This is a genomic window from Flavobacterium sp., from assembly GCF_031423415.1.
Classification (GTDB): domain Bacteria; phylum Bacteroidota; class Bacteroidia; order Flavobacteriales; family Flavobacteriaceae; genus Flavobacterium.
Genome location: NZ_JANPFL010000198.1, coordinates 1 through 16,025, shown reverse-complemented (window position 1 = coordinate 16,025; position 16,025 = coordinate 1). Strand labels below are relative to the sequence as shown.

Sequence of the window (16,025 nt, the reverse complement as noted above, 5' to 3'; positions counted from 1 at the left end):
AAATTAAAATCATTAAATACTATGGAAAAGTACGTTATCAAAAGGAATGGGGATTATAAACCGTTTGAAAGTTTTAAAATTGAAGATGCTATTGCAAAAAGTTTCAAAAGTGCTACCATAGCATTTGACGAAAGTGTTTTTGAAAATGTGATCAAAGGGTTGCAATTTAAAGAAACCTGGGCGGTCGAAGAAATTCAGGATTTAATCGAAAAAAGCCTTTTTGAGAAACAGTATTTTGAAGTGATGCGTTCCTTTATGTTGTACCGACATACTCGAAAATTGCAACGGGAACACGTCGAGGGCATCAATGACGACACCACTTATGTCGATAGTTCGCAAACCATAGCCGAATATATCGAACAAACCGATTGGCGCATCAATGCGAATGCCAATACGTCCTATTCCAATGCTGGTTTGGTAAATAATGTTGCTGGAAAAATCATTGCCAATTATTGGTTAGACAAAGTGTACACCAAAGAAGAAGGTTATGCTCATAGAAATGGCGACATCCATATTCACGATTTAGATTGTTTGACTGGCTATTGTGCCGGTTGGAGTTTGCGTGTTTTATTGAACGAGGGATTTAACGGAATCCGTGGCCGTGTCGAAAGCAAAGCACCATCACATTTCAGGGAAGCATTGGGACAAATGGCGAATTTCCTTGGGATTTTGCAAAGCGAATGGGCTGGCGCACAAGCATTCAGTTCGTTTGATACGTATTTAGCACCGTATGTTTTTAAAGACGATTTATCTTTTGACGATGTCCTGAAAGCCATTCGAAGTTTTGTCTATAATTTGAATGTTCCTGCCCGTTGGGGACAATCGCCTTTCACAAATATCACTTTGGATTGGGTTGTACCAGAAGATTTGAAAACCCAAATCCCAACAAAAAACGATATTCACTTTTTTGAAAATAATTTCAATCACGATCTATTAGTTAGATCTCAAGAACGCGGTGTTACTAAAGTTACCGATTTGCGTTATGAACATTTTCAAAAGGAAATGAACCTCATCAACAAAGCCTATTATACGGTAATGACCGAAGGCGATGCCAATGGACAACCTTTTACTTTCCCGATTCCAACAGTGAATATCACCGAAGAATTCGATTGGGATGGAGAAAATACCGACTTGCTTTTCGAAAATACCGCCAAAATTGGCTCTTCTTATTTTCAAAACTTCATTGGAAGCCAATATAAATTAGACGAAAATGGCGAAAAAGTAGAAAATGAAAGTGCTTACAAACCCAATGCCGTTCGCAGTATGTGCTGTCGTTTACAACTCGATTTACGCGAACTATTGAAACGTGGTAATGGCCTTTTTGGTAGTGCCGAAATGACGGGAAGCATAGGCGTTGTGACCATAAATATGGCTAGATTGGGCTATTTATACAGAGGAAACAAAGAAGAATTATTCAAACAATTGGATAAATTATTATACATTTCAAAATCAACTTTGGAGAAAAAACGGGTATTCATTCAGGAAATGTACGACCGTGGTTTATATCCTTATACCAAACGTTATTTGCAACATTTCAGAAACCACTTTTCGACCATTGGTGTGAACGGAATCAACGAAATGATTGTCAATTTTACCGGAAAACAAGACACCGTAACTTCATCAACAGGAATTGAATTTGCTTCCGATATTTTAGAACATATTCGTGGTCGTATGAAAGAATTCCAGTCAGTAACCGGAAATTTATACAATCTTGAAGCAACACCAGCCGAAGGAACTACGTATCGTTTCGCCAAAGAAGACAAAAAACGTTTTCCAAATATCATTCAAGCCGGACAAGAGGATAACATTTATTACACCAACAGTTCCCAAATTCCAGTAGATCATACCGAAGATCCTTTTGAAGCACTGCTACTTCAAGACGAATTGCAATGCAAATACACCGGAGGAACCGTTTTACACTTGTATATGAGCGAAAAAATGAGTTCACCAGAAGCTTGCAAACAATTTGTCAAAAAAGTAGTGTCGAGCTTTAGATTGCCCTATATCACAGTAACGCCTGTTTTTAGCGTTTGCCCAGTTCACGGCTATTTGAATGGTGAACACGAATATTGTCCAAAATGTGATGATGCCCTAATCGAAAAACAAAAAAGTTTAAATAGTTTAAAACTTTAAAGGTTTAAAGTTTAAAATGGTTTAAGATTGTTTAACTGCTGAAAAGATTAAACTTTTGAACAATCTTAAACTCTTAAACAGCATTAAAAAACATTAAACAATAATATATATATATATATGAAAACTGAAACTAAAACAATTCCAATTTTGGAAGAAAACCAGCATTTGAGAACCAAATGCCTTGTTTACACGCGCGTAATGGGCTATCACAGACCTGTAGAAAGTTTTAATATTGGGAAAAAAGGTGAACACAAACAAAGAACCCATTTCACGGAAGGAAAATGTTAGTACGCCCATTTATAGCTTAACACCTTTCACCTTACTAGATTATCCGAATAAATCAGCCTGCATTCTTTGGTTTGCAGGCTGCAATATGCGTTGTTTGTATTGCTACAATCCTGAAATTGTATTGGGAAAAGGCACTCTTTCTTTCGAAAAAATACTTTCATTTCTGCAATCTCGAAAAAATTTATTAGACGCCGTAGTTTGTAGTGGAGGTGAATGTTTGCTGCATAAAAAGATCATTCAATTAATTACCGAAGTGAAAAAAATGGGTTTTTTGGTCAAAATTGACACCAATGGAAGTTCTCCAGAAGCAATACAACAATTGCTAAAACAAAACTTGATTGATTACATCGCCTTGGATTTTAAGGCTCCCAAATCGAAATTTAAATCCATCACACAATCAGATTTATATGATTCTTTTGAAAAAACATTGGACATCATTCTAAAATCTAAAACCCCTTTTGAAATACGAACTACTTATCATTCTCAGTTACTATCCAATGAAGATTTGGCAACAATGATTCACTTTTTGGAAAGCAAGAAGTATACAGGCAATTATTACATTCAGTATTTCAAAAACAATGTGGAAACACTTTCAAAATTAGGACGTTCTTACAATAGAATCGATTACAAAAAACTTTCCACACCAACTATAAAGGTCGTTTTAAGAGAATAAAACTAATTTCTACTATTTAAAAAATGTTTTCAAAAACCTGTGAATACGCGATTCGCGCTTCAATTTACATCGCCACACAATTTAGCCGTGACAAAAGGGTTACCGTAAAAGATATCTCCGAAAAGATCAATCACCCAAGTCCGTTACGACGAAGATTCTTCGCATTTTAGCCACAAATAATCTCATATATTCCGTTCAAGGAATAGGCGCGTTTTTGATGTGATTCATAAAAAATCTTAAAAATAATCTATTTCAGATAAAATTATATCTATCAAACCAATTACCTCTTGTATGTCATCACTTTATAAACCCCTGGCGCTGTAATCACTTTTTTTGTTTCTGGTGAATAGGCATTCGGGTTTCCTTGTTTTTTTTCTTCATCGCTAAGATCTACCGAAGATTTAAAAGTACGCCCAAAAACTCTTGCTACTGCGTTGTGCCAAGTTTCATCGCCATTCATCAATCGGGTTGGAATCCATTGTTCATTTTCATAACGACCTTCCCAGACTTGTCCGATATGACCAATCTCTCCTTTTTTCGTTGATTCAAAAAAGATTTTTAAGTTCATTCCAATAACCGTAAATTCTTCATCGGAGGTTTGAATGATGATTCCGAAACAAGGTTCGTCGGGTTTTTCATAATTCACTTTTAGTTTATAATCACCAAAAGTCAATTCAGGAGCTTGTTCATTTCCTTCTTTTAAAACGGCTTGCATTTTTCCAGTTCCTTGGTATTTTTTAATTAAATGTTGCACTTCATTCAAGACAGAATAACCTTTTTTAAACAAAAAATCATCTGAAGCATCTTCTATTCCAAATGGTGAAAAACAGATAGCATCGTGTTGCCCATAAGCATAATAAGCTCTACCAACTTCTGCTTTAGACTCAGGAATTAATAAAGGATTATCGGCTCTATGATACATTGCTACAATTTCTTTGAAATTAGGAAGGTAAATATCAGGCGACTGGATGTCGATTGCTGGAGCGGCTGCTTTCCAAATGTCCATCACTCTAGAAACTGGTCCGCCATTAGGATAAACTCCAGGCAAATCTTCCGGTTTTTGAACAATCCAAGCATTGACCATCATGGGCAAATTGTATTCGGCTCTGCCCGACTGTGCTACAAAGTTGATGTAAGATGCATATTGCCATGTGGTAAAAAATGCCTTTGATTCTGGCGTATCGCCAAAAATTGATGTCCAAGTTCCTTCGGTTTTGAAATTATTTTTTGCCCAAGCCGATTTTACATAGTCATCCAAATTTGCTTTGTTTTTAATCAAATAACTCATTAGTGTTGCAGGAACTTGCTTTTTATAAAGATCCAAAGATTCTTGATTGTAATCGATGTCTTGAAACATTCCCACTTCGTTTTGGGGCTGCATCAAAATTACAGTTTGATTTTTATCGTATTCCTTTATGTGTTTCATCATAGCTGCAAAGGCTTTGGCATCGGCAATTTTGGTAGCTTCACAAAAAGGCGAAAGCGTCTCTATGGCTCTGCCGTCTTTGGTTTTAACTCTAAAAAAACGTTTGGTGTCTTTTTTAACCCACATCGGCGCATAACTGGATTCGCCATTTTTCCAACTGGCAAACCACAACAAGCACACCTTTAGATTATTATTTTGGGCATTGTCAATAATCGCATCTACCAAACTAAAATCATAAACGCCTTCTTTAGGTTCAATTTGTTCCCAAGCAGTGGTTACAAAAACCGAATTGAGGTTCATCGACTTTAAAGTTGGAAATAGTGGTTTCATATATTCAACAGTAGAAGCGGAAGAGTTGTGCACTTCGCCTGCCATCATTAAAAAAGGTTTTTCATTGACCATTAATTGCGTCATTCCGTTTGTCTTTTTTAAATAAGGTATCTTTTGTGCATTGATTAATGAAAACGAAAACGCTAAGAGAAATGTGTATAGAATTGCCATTTGTTTCATTTGGAAATTATTTTAGTTGCTTTTGAATATCGTTTATTTTTAATTTGTTAAGTTTCTATAAACAAACGTTTTATCTGATTAAATTTTCATAAAATAAAGCCCGAAATTATATCGGGCTCCACTATCATTAACAAAAAACAAATTACTTTTAATATTTAGAAAATGATTTTTTGTGCGCTAACACCTTGGTCAGACTTCACTCTTACAATGTAAATTCCTTTGTTGTTCAATGCATTTTGCGATTGTACACCGTTTACATTTTCCTCAAGAATTAATCTACCTGTTAAATCAAATACTGCTAATTGCGTATTGGATTGTGTTTTGGTAAATTGAATTTTTCCGTCTTTTGCAACATAAATTTGGTTATTGATTATTGCATCCAATTTTGTTCTTAAAGTAGATTTTGTTCCAAAATAGATGTTATCAACGTACGCAACAGCGGAATTATCACCTGCTGGCATCATGATTATTTTATTAATAACGTTACCAACGTGATCAGTTAGATCTACACTATATTCTTGCCAACCAGTAACTGAACCCGAAACGTAATTTAAATTACCGCCCCATTTCCAACCACCTCCACTGGTATATTCAAACTGCAATTGCCCTGGACCAGCGTTATTAGGATTATAAACAGAAAAATATAGTTTGTCTCCACTCACTGGAGCATAAGTTGGAAAATATTGAATTTGCTGCCAACCAGAACCTGAGCCAGATTGTGCGCAATTGTCGCTAGAATTTACAGTATCTTTGACCGGATTGGTAACTTGTACGCCGTTGCCTTGAAAAAACATACCCGAAGATGTTATCTCGTTATAGACCGCTGGATCTTGAGGAAGAGCTGACAAAGTTCCAAAATAAATATTGTCTATAAAAGCAGCGGCAGCGTTTTCCCCCGATGGATAGATCACAATTTTATTGATAGTGTTTCCTATGTGTGAAGTTAAATCTACACCATATTCTTTCCAACCTGTTAATGATCCTGAAACATAATCAACATTTCCGCCCCATTTTTCTCCACCGCCTGTGGTATATTCAAACTTTACCTGACCTGGTCCTGCTACATTCGGATTGTAAATAGAAAAGTAAAGTTTAGCACCAGCAACTGGCGTATAATTCGGAAAATACTCGATTTTTTTCCAGCCGCCTGTGCCTGATTTGGCACAATTTGCAGTTGAATTCACAGCGTCCGAAACCGGATTCGGAACTTGAGCACCGTCGCCATCAATAAACATTCCCGAAGATACAGTTTCATTATACACTGCTGAATCTTGGGGAAGTACAGACATAGTTCCAAAATAAATATTGTCTATAAAAGCAGCGGCAGCGTTTTCCCCCGATGGATAGATCACAATTTTATTGATAGTGTTACCTATGTGTGAAGTTAAATCTACACTATATTCTTTCCAACCTGTTAATGATCCTGAAACATAATCTACATTTCCGCCCCATTGTTCTCCACCGCCTGTGGTATATTCAAACTTTACCTGACCTTGTGCTGCACTATTTGGATTGTAGATAGAAAAATACAATTTAGAACCAGTAACTGGTGTGTAATTTGGGAAATACTCTATTTTTTTCCAGCCTCCTGTGCCTGATTTGGCACAATTTGCAGTTGAATTCACAGCGTCTGAAACCGGATTCGGAACTTGAGCACCGTCGCCATCAATAAACATTCCCGAAGAAGTTGTTTCATTGTAAGCGTAAGTTTGAGCATTGGCATTCAAGCCTGCTACTAAAAATAATGCGATTATAGCATTAAAAACATTTTGAAAAGTAATTTTTGTTTTCATTGTAATTAAATTAAAGGTTTGTTAAAGAAAAATGTTAGAAATTGAATTATGATTGTAATTAATTATTGTTTTTTGTTTGTTAATTTTTTACTTCTTTTATCGATACCTCATCAATGTAATAAGTCCCTGCCAAAGTTGGCATAAACTTAAATTGTGTAAAAGCATTCATTGCGAGTCCTTCATTTGGATACGTTCTTGCAATATCTTCTGCAGGGATTTCAATAAATTTCTGTTCCCATTTGTTAGTGATTTTTGGAACTGGACTCCACCAAGCATAATTCTTAAAAACTTTTTGAGAATCACTTTGATTGGAAACTTCTGCCGCCATTAGCGAAGTCAATGTTTCGCTTTTAATCCAAAAACTAAAAACATAAGCCGTATTGCTTTTTAGAACAGCATTATAAGGTTTTGCATTTCCTTTAGTGTATAATTGAATTTCAACACCGGGTTTTGTTATTTCAATTTTGGCACAGCTTGATGTACCGTTGGCGCCTTGAGTCTTGTCAATAGAGAATTTTATAGCATCACTACCGTTTGAAACCCAATATTTCCAGGCTTCAGTTGCCTTTTCAGTGTCTTCGAAACCAAAAATACCTCTTGCATATAATTCATCTCCCACCTGAATTGCAATATCTTTTGTTTCCGTAAATCCCTGAGGATAAGTAGCTACAATATTGCAAGTTATTGGTCCTTCCTGAGAGAAACTCACAATTACTTCTTTGTCGGTAGAAGTTGAAGGATTGCCTGCTGGAAACGTCCAGACTCTAGACGCAACACCAGTGGAGTAATCTGTAAAAACAATTGGTTGGCCTAATTCTGTTTTATTGGTGTTAACATCTGCATCAAAAACGTTTTCTTCAAACGGCTTTTCAGCAACACAACCAACTAACAAAAAAGTGAGAATTGCAAAAACATATAAAATTTTTGTTTTCATGATATGTAATTTATAGTTGAATTTTTAATTTTTAATCGAGGTTTTTAGTTTTACAAGATTGGTACTTACCGCAACGTCTTTTAAATAGAGTTTACCAATACTGTTTTGCTGCGTTTGTTCTATTGCCATGGCTGTAGGACCAATATTAATGTCAAAAGGATCCCAATTCGGAATTGCTTTCTCTAAACCGGCAGGAAGATCTTTAATTCGCACGGCATCAGGAAGCCCTAATAAAGGATGGTAAAACCCAAGTTTAACATATTCGCGCAGAGCAGCAATAGCAGTTGCTTTTTGAAAAGGTAAAGCTAAAGCCGCTCCATAAGCTGCTGGCGATATTTGAATAATTTCTCCAAATGGCGCACCAGTAACGCCAGAACCTTGGTTGCTAATGTACTTGTCCCATTTTATAAAACCGCTAGAATCCATTCCTGATACTGTAGAACAAGCCGTCAAGCCCATAATAGGAATTCCGAATCTGTATTTTGACATAATTGCATCTTGCTGGAAAGCCAAAACGCTGGTAGATTTGTACGGTTCTTGAGTACCAGTCCACAATTGGAGCCAATTGTAAGTAAACCCACAACCAAACCAACTCACAAATTGCCCCTGTTTTTTTTCTCTGAATATTCTACTGAGATCAAGTGAATTCACTTTGCCTGATGCTAAAGCTTCTAAATAAGTAAGTTCAGTTTCTTCGGAGTATGCATCAGCATATACACCAGGGTTTTTCGCTCCTGTTGTTGCTTTAAATCCTTTAATAATTCTACCAAATTCATATGAATTATTAGGATTATTGGCAATCACTTCTTGCCATTGTGGTCTATCCAGAAGTTCATTACAAATGGAAACGATTTCAGGATCTGCAATATATTTTTGCCTAACTACTCTAATACCTGCCGCACAAATTGCCCAGTCGATAGTGCTAATAGCCGATGCATCGTTGGCCCATTTGCCTTTGCCATTAACAGAAAAATAATGCAATGGAAAGCCAAATTTCCCTTCGGAACCATTGTCCCAATTTTGAGCTTGTTGCCATTTCAAAATAGATGCGATTCTCTGCCTAGCTGTACTTTCTGAAATCATACCTTCTTGAGTCGCTAAAATAAAAGCCGCATAAGCATAGCCAATTCCAGAAAGAGACACTTTGTCATCGTCTCCATAATGCTCTAAAACTGTTCCTTGATTACCATTAACAACACGATATTGCCACAAAAAATAACGCAAACTAGAAAATTTAAGCCATTTCAAAAACGCAGTATCGTCTTTTGCGGGCCCAAAAGGTTTTGTGTCATTGTTGGCTAAATACACATCATCAATCGTAATCGTCCCCTTTTTTAGTAATAAATTTTTTGTGCTTTTACCATCAATCTTTAATGAAATACGATGCAAATTTTGCGTATTAAAAACAAAACTAAACTCTTTCAAAGCACCTATTTGAATCGAGAAAATTTTACTTTCAATTAAAACACCACTACTATTAAAAGCCTCAACTATTAATTCTAATGGAGTATCGAGACTTCCTGCCCGAAAACTAATGCCTTTCGTATTAGTTAGTATTTCACTAGGAGCTGCAACTGGATTCGTTAGCTTACCAAAAATGGACATATCCAATACTACAAAATCATTGGTAGTAGAAAAGCCATCATAACTTATACTTAATTGAGCATCACTGCCTGTTCTTACAATTTTACTAGATATACTAACTGATGCGCTTTTTCTAATCGACCATTCTGAATTCATTTCTGTAAAACCGTATTTACCCATATCGGCGGTATATATAGGAATTCCTGGATATTTAAGCCCAGTTAAATTATCCATGGGAATATCAGGGTCCAAGCCGCCATTGCCGTTCGGCTGGCTATTTTTTACCGGATCGTTATTACAACTAATAGCAAGTAGTACTACACTACAAAAAAGAAAATAGCTGAAATATTTGAATTGAGTCATTGTTATTATTTTAGAAAATTAATTATGTTCCAAACATTTTATGTGTGCAACCATTTATTTTATGCTTCTTAAATTATGTTCAAAAAAATTAATAGCCCGTGTTTTGAACTAGATTACTTTTTCTTAACTCTTCTATGGGAATTGGAAACAAATAGTGCGAAGGAGGAAAAGTCCTTTTGCCCTTTGCACCATCAAAATAAAAATAACGATACGATTTTGCACCTGAACCTTGATTTTTAATGACTTCTACTCCAACCATATCTTTCGCAAAATCTTTTTCGGCGTCTTTCCACCTTCTTGCATCGTACCAACGATTGCCTTCAAAGGCCAATTCTATTTTTCGTTCGTGCTTTATTTTTGCCAATAAGTCGCCTCTTGCGTTGATTGCTGGCATTTTCACACCTGTTCTACTTCTGATTTTATTTACATAATCAACTGCGGTTCCAAGATTCCCCAAATGAAATTGAGCTTCGGCATAGGTGAGATAAAACTCGGACAATCGCATATAAATCCAAGGTTGTCGTCCTCCTACCGCGATTGACATTGTTGACCAGCCATCATCCAAAGATTTTCGAATGCCGTAACCCAATTGACTTCCATTATTCGAATTATCGATGCTGGTTCGGCTATCCTTACCACCTGCCCAAAATTCAAGTTTCCGGTCTTTAAATGTAGCCTCATCGTAGTAAACAGAGTAGCCTAATCGTGGGTCTCTGTTGTCATAAGGTCTCAAAGGATTGTACTCAGCCGCAGTAACATTAGAATTCCTGATAGGTTGCAAATTTTTGCTGTCTGTTCCGCCATAACCTATTACTGGAATTTTTCCAGTAGTTGTTTCATATTCATCGATAAATTCTTGACGTGGATTTTCGCTTACCCAACCTCCGTCGCCATTTGGGAAACGCCATTGGTCAATGTTATGTCCACCAGCATAATCCGGATGGTAATAATAATCCGAGAGAATATCTATAGAATTTAAAGTTCCAAATTGAACTAGAAACTGTTTAAAGAAAATTATTTCAGGATCTTTTGCATTTAAAAACAAACCTTTGTAATCTGTAGATAGCGTATATTGGTTTAAAGCAAACAGCGCCTCGCATGCGTCAGAGACATTTTTCCATCTTGTCACATCATTTTGGGTATTAAATAATGGGCTCGCGTTGAACATCAAAGCTCTAATTTTTAAACCAATAGCAGCTCCTTTTGTTATTCTTCCATAGTTCTGATTGATAGATTCACTTTTGTTTGGCAAATCGGCTATGGCGAGATCAAGTTCCTTAGTGATAAATTGCACACATTCGTTGACCGGTGTACGTTGCACATCAAAATTAGAATTCAAATTGAAAGTTTTTTCGATTAGAGGTACATCCCCATATCTTGAAATTAATTCGGTGTAGAAAAATGCTCTTAAAAAACGTACTTCGGCGGTTAGTGTTTTTACTCTTTTATTTTCGACTTCACCACCCGAGAAACTTCCAATTTTTTCAAGAAAAATATTTTCGTTGCGAATAGCAGTATAAGCTTCCAACCAAAATCCGCCCCAATAATAATTACTAAGTGATCCTGACGTCAATTCCCCGCGAGTATATTTGTCTAAATGATGTGCTTCGTGCATATGATAGCTTTCATCAGTAATTCCTGTAAATCTTAAACCTCCAGCCCATTGTGTAAAACCGTGTGGCAGTTCTCTGTATCGATCATTTACATACAATTCGATTAAATTGATGTCTTTCCAAACGCTGGCTTCAGATATAGATTCGGTGGGCTGTAAATCTAAATCGGCACACGAAAAAATACCAAATAAGAGAAATAAGCTGCTGTATAATTTTATTTTTTTCATTATTTAATAATTAAAAAGTTAAACTAACTCCTGCAGAAATAAGTCGTTGCTGCGGATAATACCAACCCAATTTTGAATTGCTTTCAGGGTCATTGGTTTTGATGCTATCATAGATTATCAAGAGATTGTTTCCAGCTATAAAAAGCCTAAAACTGTCTAAATGAATAGATTTCAAAATACTTTTAGGCAATGTGTAGGACAATTCAACATTCTTCAATCTTAAAAAAGAATTGTCTTTGACCCAAATGGTTGAAACCTCGCGATAACTACTACTTTGAGTATCAAACGCCCGAGGATAAATCGCATTAGGAGTAAAATTTGGAGACGTCCAACGACCTTCGTAGTAATCGCTTTCGATGTTTAATCTTGAATCACTGAAGGGCTGGTAAATCGTTTTTGCTGATGCTTGTCCTTGAAACAATACATTTAAGGCGATGCCTTTCCATTCCAGTCCTGTAGTAATACCGTAAACAATATTTGGGGTTGGAGATTTATCCAACAGCACTTGATCGTCTTGATTGATAATACCATCGCCGCTAATGTCTTCAAAAATCACGTCTCCAGGTTTAGCGTCTGCAAAGTGCGGACTGCCGTCTATTTCAGCTTGTGTTTGATAAATCCCTTTTGCATTGTAAACCAATAATCCATCTACAGGACTGCCGGTTCTTTTTTGCCAATCAGGTACAGATGCCGACTCATCTATAAAAATTATTTTACTTTTAGAATACGAAAATTGTCCTCCAACTGAATATGATACTGTGTCAAAAATTTTATTTCGGTGATTTAACTGTACTTCTAATCCTTGGTTGGAAACTATCCCGATATTTTCATCGGGTAATGTAATCCCTGTATAAACAGGTACCGAGGCATTTCTAGGAGCCAAAATATCGGATCTTTTTTCGTAAAAAGCATCAATACTTCCATCTAATAAACCTTTCCTTAATTTAAAATCCAAACCAATATTCATTTTTTGAGCGGTTTCCCAAGTGATATTTGGGTTGGGCAATCTACCCGGTGTTAAACCCAATGTTCGTGAAGGATCTTCACCGAAAATGTTGGAGGGTTTTAAATCATAGACATCAAGATATTGAAAATTCGGTATTTTATCATTTCCAAGTAAACCCCAAGAACCTCTTAATTTTAACTCAGAAATAAAGTCTTTATTGAAAAAATTTTCCTCAGATATTCGCCAACCTGTGGATATAGCAGGAAAAAAACCATATCTTTTATCTTTAGGGAAATTAGCCGATCCATCATATCTTAAAGTGACGTCGAGTAAATATTTTTCATCGAAAGTGTAATTGAGTTTTCCAAAATAATTTCTTCGGGCTTGTTGTGAACCTCTACCGCCATTTTGAACGTTTAGGTCTAAAGCAAAATCAAAATAAGGCAAGGTTTCTGAAATTAATCCACCTCGTGATGTGAAAATGTATTTTGCGTTTTGCGCGTATTCCTCGTAAGCAATAAACGAATTGATACTGTGCTTATCGAAAGTTTTATTGTAGCCTAATTTTACATGATAGGTTTTATTGAGTTCTTCGCTATATTGTTCAAAAAGACTTATGTTGTTAGCTCTTTCCAATTTTACGTTGGTGTACTCTCCAGTAATTGCATTGAATACATATCTATCATAAGGCTTAGATAAATCTTTTCGGGCCGTGTTATAAAAATCGATTGTGGCATAGCCCGAAGCATACAAGCCTTTGGTGATAAAAGGCAAATCCCAATTGAATGAAAATTTGGAATCAAATTTCTTGGTGTCTGTTGCTCGACTACCGCTATCACCATTGACCAAACCAATTGGACTTCCCGCAATCGTTTGCGCAATTAAACCGTTTTCAAAATAAGGAAAATCATTAGGTCGTTGTGAAAAAACGTTGCGAATTAAGGCATCAGTATCAATCATAGGTGAGTTTTTATCACCAACTCTAGCCGACAAATCAAAACCAATTTTCAAATTATTAGACAATTGCGTGTCCAAATTAGATCTCATATTGTATTGTTTGTAACCATACGCATCGCCTTTGTAGATGGCATCTTGGTTTAGCAACTGTCCTGAAACGTAAAACTGTGTTTTCTCATTTCCACCACTAGCACTTGCAGCGTATTGCGTTTGTGGAGTCCATTCATCTACTACAACATCCCACCAATCGGTGTCTCCCCAAACTGAACTATCTATGGTTCCGTTTCGATATTGTCTAATGATACTTTGAAACTCGGTAGGTCTGCTGTTTCTGGTATTAATTTCATCTATCCAAGTTAGATATTGTTGGGCATTCATCAAATGAGGTCTTCTTGTAGCTTGTGCTAACGAATAACTTTGGTTGAAATTAAAAACTGTTTCGCCTTTTTTTCCTCTTTTTGTTGTAACTAAAATTACACCATTGGCTGCTTGAGCACCATAAATTGCTGCCGATGCATCTTTCAAAACAGAAATGCTTTCAATATCATCGGGATTAAGTCTTTCAAAACTTCCTCGATTCGCAATTCCGTCTATTACGTATAAAGGCGACCGATCTCCAGTTGTACCAATTCCTCTAATAAGAATATCTACGCTGTCTCCACCTGGCTCGCCACCTCTTGAATTGATTGTCAAACCTGCAACTCTTCCCGCAAGATTATTGGCTAGGTTGGCGGTTTTGGTTTGAAGAATTTCTGAGGTTTTAATGCTAGAAACTGCACCAGTTAACGTAACTTTCTTTTGTTTTCCGTAACCTACTACAACCACTTCGGTTAAATTTGCTGGCTCTTCTTTTAAAGAAATAGTAATATTAGTTTGATTGTTTACCAATACTTCTTTCTTTAAATATCCAATAAAAGACACGACCAAAATTGCCGTCGGACTTTTTACATTAATTTTAAAAGTACCATTAGCATCAGACTGAACACCGTTTGTTGTGCCTTTTTCGATAATGTTTGCATTTGATATAGGCAAATTCGCAGCATCAGTTATTGTTCCAGATACTAAAAACTGTTGTGCATTGCTATTTACATTATTGTAAGTTTTAGTATTTTCTTTGATAACTATCGTATTATCATCGGATAATTTGAAATTAACATTAGTACCTGCTAAACTTTGCTCCAATAATTTTGATACTTGAATTGTGCCTTTTTTCAATTGCACTTTTGGCATATTTACAAATAAATCTTGGGGATATAAAAAACGATATTTGGTCTGTTTTTGAATAATGGTAAAAACTTCATCTACCGCTACCACTTTATCAACATCAATGGTGACTTTCTCTTGAGAAAAAGTATATTCAGTTGTGAATCCAAAGACGGTTGTACACAAAAGGAGTAAAAATGTTTTCATAATTATAAATAATAGTCTATTTCGAAAAACCGAATGGACCTTGGTTAATTTAATTTTCATAAATTTACATTGTATTAGTTGACATTAGTTGAATTAATGCGTCTCAGAGGGACGAAGTCGATGCACCGCAAAATGTTTGACTTTGTTCCCTTTTTTTATTCTTATTTTAAAATCACCGTTTTGTTGATTATTTTATACTCTTTAATCACTCCATAACTTTTAATGGTTTCCAAAATATCTTCTATCTTTTGGTCTTTCCCTACAATGCCATTAAATCCTGATTTTTTTAGTTCTGAATTGGCAAATTTTACATCTAAATCATACCAGCGAGAGAGCACTATCATTATATCTTCTAAAGATTTTCTTTTGAAACTAAAAACTCCTTCTTTCCAGGAAATGTCATCATAGACATCAACGGTATTTACTGTTAAAGCATTTGTTATTGTGTTTAAATTTAATTGTTGGCTTGGTACTAACTTTTGTTTTTTACTACCAATACTTACATTTACTTTACCTTCCACTAAAGTGGTGAATACATTTGTTTCGTCTTTGTAGGCTTTAATGTTAAACTCCGTGCCGACTACTTCTACTTCTTGGGATTTATTGAAAACTTTAAACTTGGAACCTTTATGTAAAGTACTTGGGGACACGTCGAAATAGGCTTCGCCATAGACTAGTTCCACTTTACGAATTTCACCATCTTCAAAGGCTACAGGAAATTTTAATTGGGTTTCAGAATTCAACCATACTTGGGTTCCATCGGATAATTTAATAAAGAATTGCCCTCCGCGCGGAATAGTTAGGTAGTTGTAGGCTGTTTTTGTTTGGTTTTGTTGATTGGTTTTGTAAACAATTTGCTTACCATTACTAGTAGCGTTTTGAGTTTGTACAGTAGCTCCGTTTTTTAATATAACAATAGAGCCGTCTTCAAGGGTTAAAGTAGCCTTGTCTTTACCAACTTCAATTCTAGTTTTTGTTTCTACTAGCACTGGACTTACGACTAGTGAATTGGTGAAAAAATTATTTCTAAATCATTAATGTCCGATAAAAAATAAAAACGGCTATTTCTATTTTTTATCTTATTGTTATTCAGTTGTTTATTTTTTATACTCTGTCATTTTTAAAAACAAGGTGTCAAAAAAAAGATAATTGTTCTATTTCAGCTTTA

At 35.7% G+C, this 16,025-nt stretch carries 11 protein-coding genes; 4 read left to right on the top strand and 7 right to left on the bottom strand.

Going from position 1 to position 16,025, the window contains the following annotated elements; translation table 11 throughout:
* Positions 1–21: 21 nt before the first annotated feature.
* The 4 genes from RMO83_RS16755 to RMO83_RS16740 all read left to right on the top strand — a co-directional run bounded on the left by RMO83_RS16755 (position 22) and on the right by RMO83_RS16740 (position 3,264).
* The gene (locus RMO83_RS16755; protein WP_310560848.1) at positions 22–2,133 is read left to right on the top strand and encodes a ribonucleoside triphosphate reductase; all 2,112 of its coding nucleotides are present in this window, start codon (positions 22–24) and stop codon (positions 2,131–2,133) included.
* Positions 2,134–2,250: 117 nt separating this feature from the next.
* A complete protein-coding gene (gene nrdD / locus RMO83_RS16750; RefSeq protein ID WP_310560847.1) occupies positions 2,251–2,421 on the top strand; it encodes an anaerobic ribonucleoside-triphosphate reductase in 171 nt (56 codons plus the stop codon).
* Positions 2,378–3,094: an anaerobic ribonucleoside-triphosphate reductase activating protein gene (locus RMO83_RS16745; RefSeq protein ID WP_310560846.1), complete on the top strand. Its 717-nt coding sequence runs from the start codon at positions 2,378–2,380 to the stop codon at positions 3,092–3,094. The genes nrdD and RMO83_RS16745 overlap by 44 nt, the downstream gene beginning before the upstream one ends.
* Before the next feature lie 23 nt (positions 3,095–3,117).
* Positions 3,118–3,264: a hypothetical protein gene (locus RMO83_RS16740; protein ID WP_310560845.1), complete on the top strand. Its 147-nt coding sequence runs from the start codon at positions 3,118–3,120 to the stop codon at positions 3,262–3,264.
* A gap of 110 nt (positions 3,265–3,374) precedes the next feature.
* Here the strand turns inward: RMO83_RS16740 and RMO83_RS16735 are convergent, their stop codons facing one another.
* From RMO83_RS16735 to RMO83_RS16705, 7 genes are all read right to left on the bottom strand, one after another.
* Positions 3,375–5,030 (bottom strand): DUF5597 domain-containing protein, encoded by a 1,656-nt coding sequence (locus RMO83_RS16735; protein WP_310560844.1) that lies wholly within the window; start codon positions 5,028–5,030, stop codon positions 3,375–3,377.
* 155 nt (positions 5,031–5,185) lie between these two features.
* On the bottom strand, positions 5,186–6,823 hold the full coding sequence (locus tag RMO83_RS16730; protein ID WP_310560843.1) for a T9SS type A sorting domain-containing protein: 1,638 nt from the start codon (positions 6,821–6,823) through the stop codon (positions 5,186–5,188).
* 79 nt (positions 6,824–6,902) lie between these two features.
* Positions 6,903–7,757: a hypothetical protein gene (locus RMO83_RS16725; RefSeq protein ID WP_310560842.1), complete on the bottom strand. Its 855-nt coding sequence runs from the start codon at positions 7,755–7,757 to the stop codon at positions 6,903–6,905.
* A gap of 24 nt (positions 7,758–7,781) precedes the next feature.
* Positions 7,782–9,704 (bottom strand): hypothetical protein, encoded by a 1,923-nt coding sequence (locus RMO83_RS16720; protein ID WP_310560841.1) that lies wholly within the window; start codon positions 9,702–9,704, stop codon positions 7,782–7,784.
* A gap of 88 nt (positions 9,705–9,792) precedes the next feature.
* Positions 9,793–11,544, bottom strand: coding sequence for a RagB/SusD family nutrient uptake outer membrane protein (locus RMO83_RS16715; RefSeq protein ID WP_310560840.1), 1,752 nt, complete (start codon positions 11,542–11,544; stop codon positions 9,793–9,795).
* 10 nt (positions 11,545–11,554) lie between these two features.
* Positions 11,555–14,857: a TonB-dependent receptor gene (locus RMO83_RS16710; RefSeq protein ID WP_310560839.1), complete on the bottom strand. Its 3,303-nt coding sequence runs from the start codon at positions 14,855–14,857 to the stop codon at positions 11,555–11,557.
* Between the two features lie 161 nt (positions 14,858–15,018).
* A complete protein-coding gene (locus RMO83_RS16705; protein WP_310560838.1) occupies positions 15,019–15,846 on the bottom strand; it encodes a FecR domain-containing protein in 828 nt (275 codons plus the stop codon).
* Between the last annotated feature and the right edge of the window lie 179 nt (positions 15,847–16,025).

What these genes read in the sequence shown, in the direction of transcription:
- RMO83_RS16755 (WP_310560848.1), top strand. Translation starts at nt 22, where the DNA reads ATGGAAAAGTACGTTATCAAAAGGAATGGGGATTATAAACCGTTTGAA.
- nrdD (WP_310560847.1), top strand. Translation starts at nt 2,251, where the DNA reads ATGAAAACTGAAACTAAAACAATTCCAATTTTGGAAGAAAACCAGCAT.
- RMO83_RS16740 (WP_310560845.1), top strand. Translation starts at nt 3,118, where the DNA reads ATGTTTTCAAAAACCTGTGAATACGCGATTCGCGCTTCAATTTACATC.
- RMO83_RS16735 (WP_310560844.1), bottom strand. Translation starts at nt 5,030, where the DNA reads ATGAAACAAATGGCAATTCTATACACATTTCTCTTAGCGTTTTCGTTT.
- RMO83_RS16730 (WP_310560843.1), bottom strand. Translation starts at nt 6,823, where the DNA reads ATGAAAACAAAAATTACTTTTCAAAATGTTTTTAATGCTATAATCGCA.
- RMO83_RS16725 (WP_310560842.1), bottom strand. Translation starts at nt 7,757, where the DNA reads ATGAAAACAAAAATTTTATATGTTTTTGCAATTCTCACTTTTTTGTTA.
- RMO83_RS16720 (WP_310560841.1), bottom strand. Translation starts at nt 9,704, where the DNA reads ATGACTCAATTCAAATATTTCAGCTATTTTCTTTTTTGTAGTGTAGTA.
- RMO83_RS16715 (WP_310560840.1), bottom strand. Translation starts at nt 11,544, where the DNA reads ATGAAAAAAATAAAATTATACAGCAGCTTATTTCTCTTATTTGGTATT.
- RMO83_RS16710 (WP_310560839.1), bottom strand. Translation starts at nt 14,857, where the DNA reads ATGAAAACATTTTTACTCCTTTTGTGTACAACCGTCTTTGGATTCACA.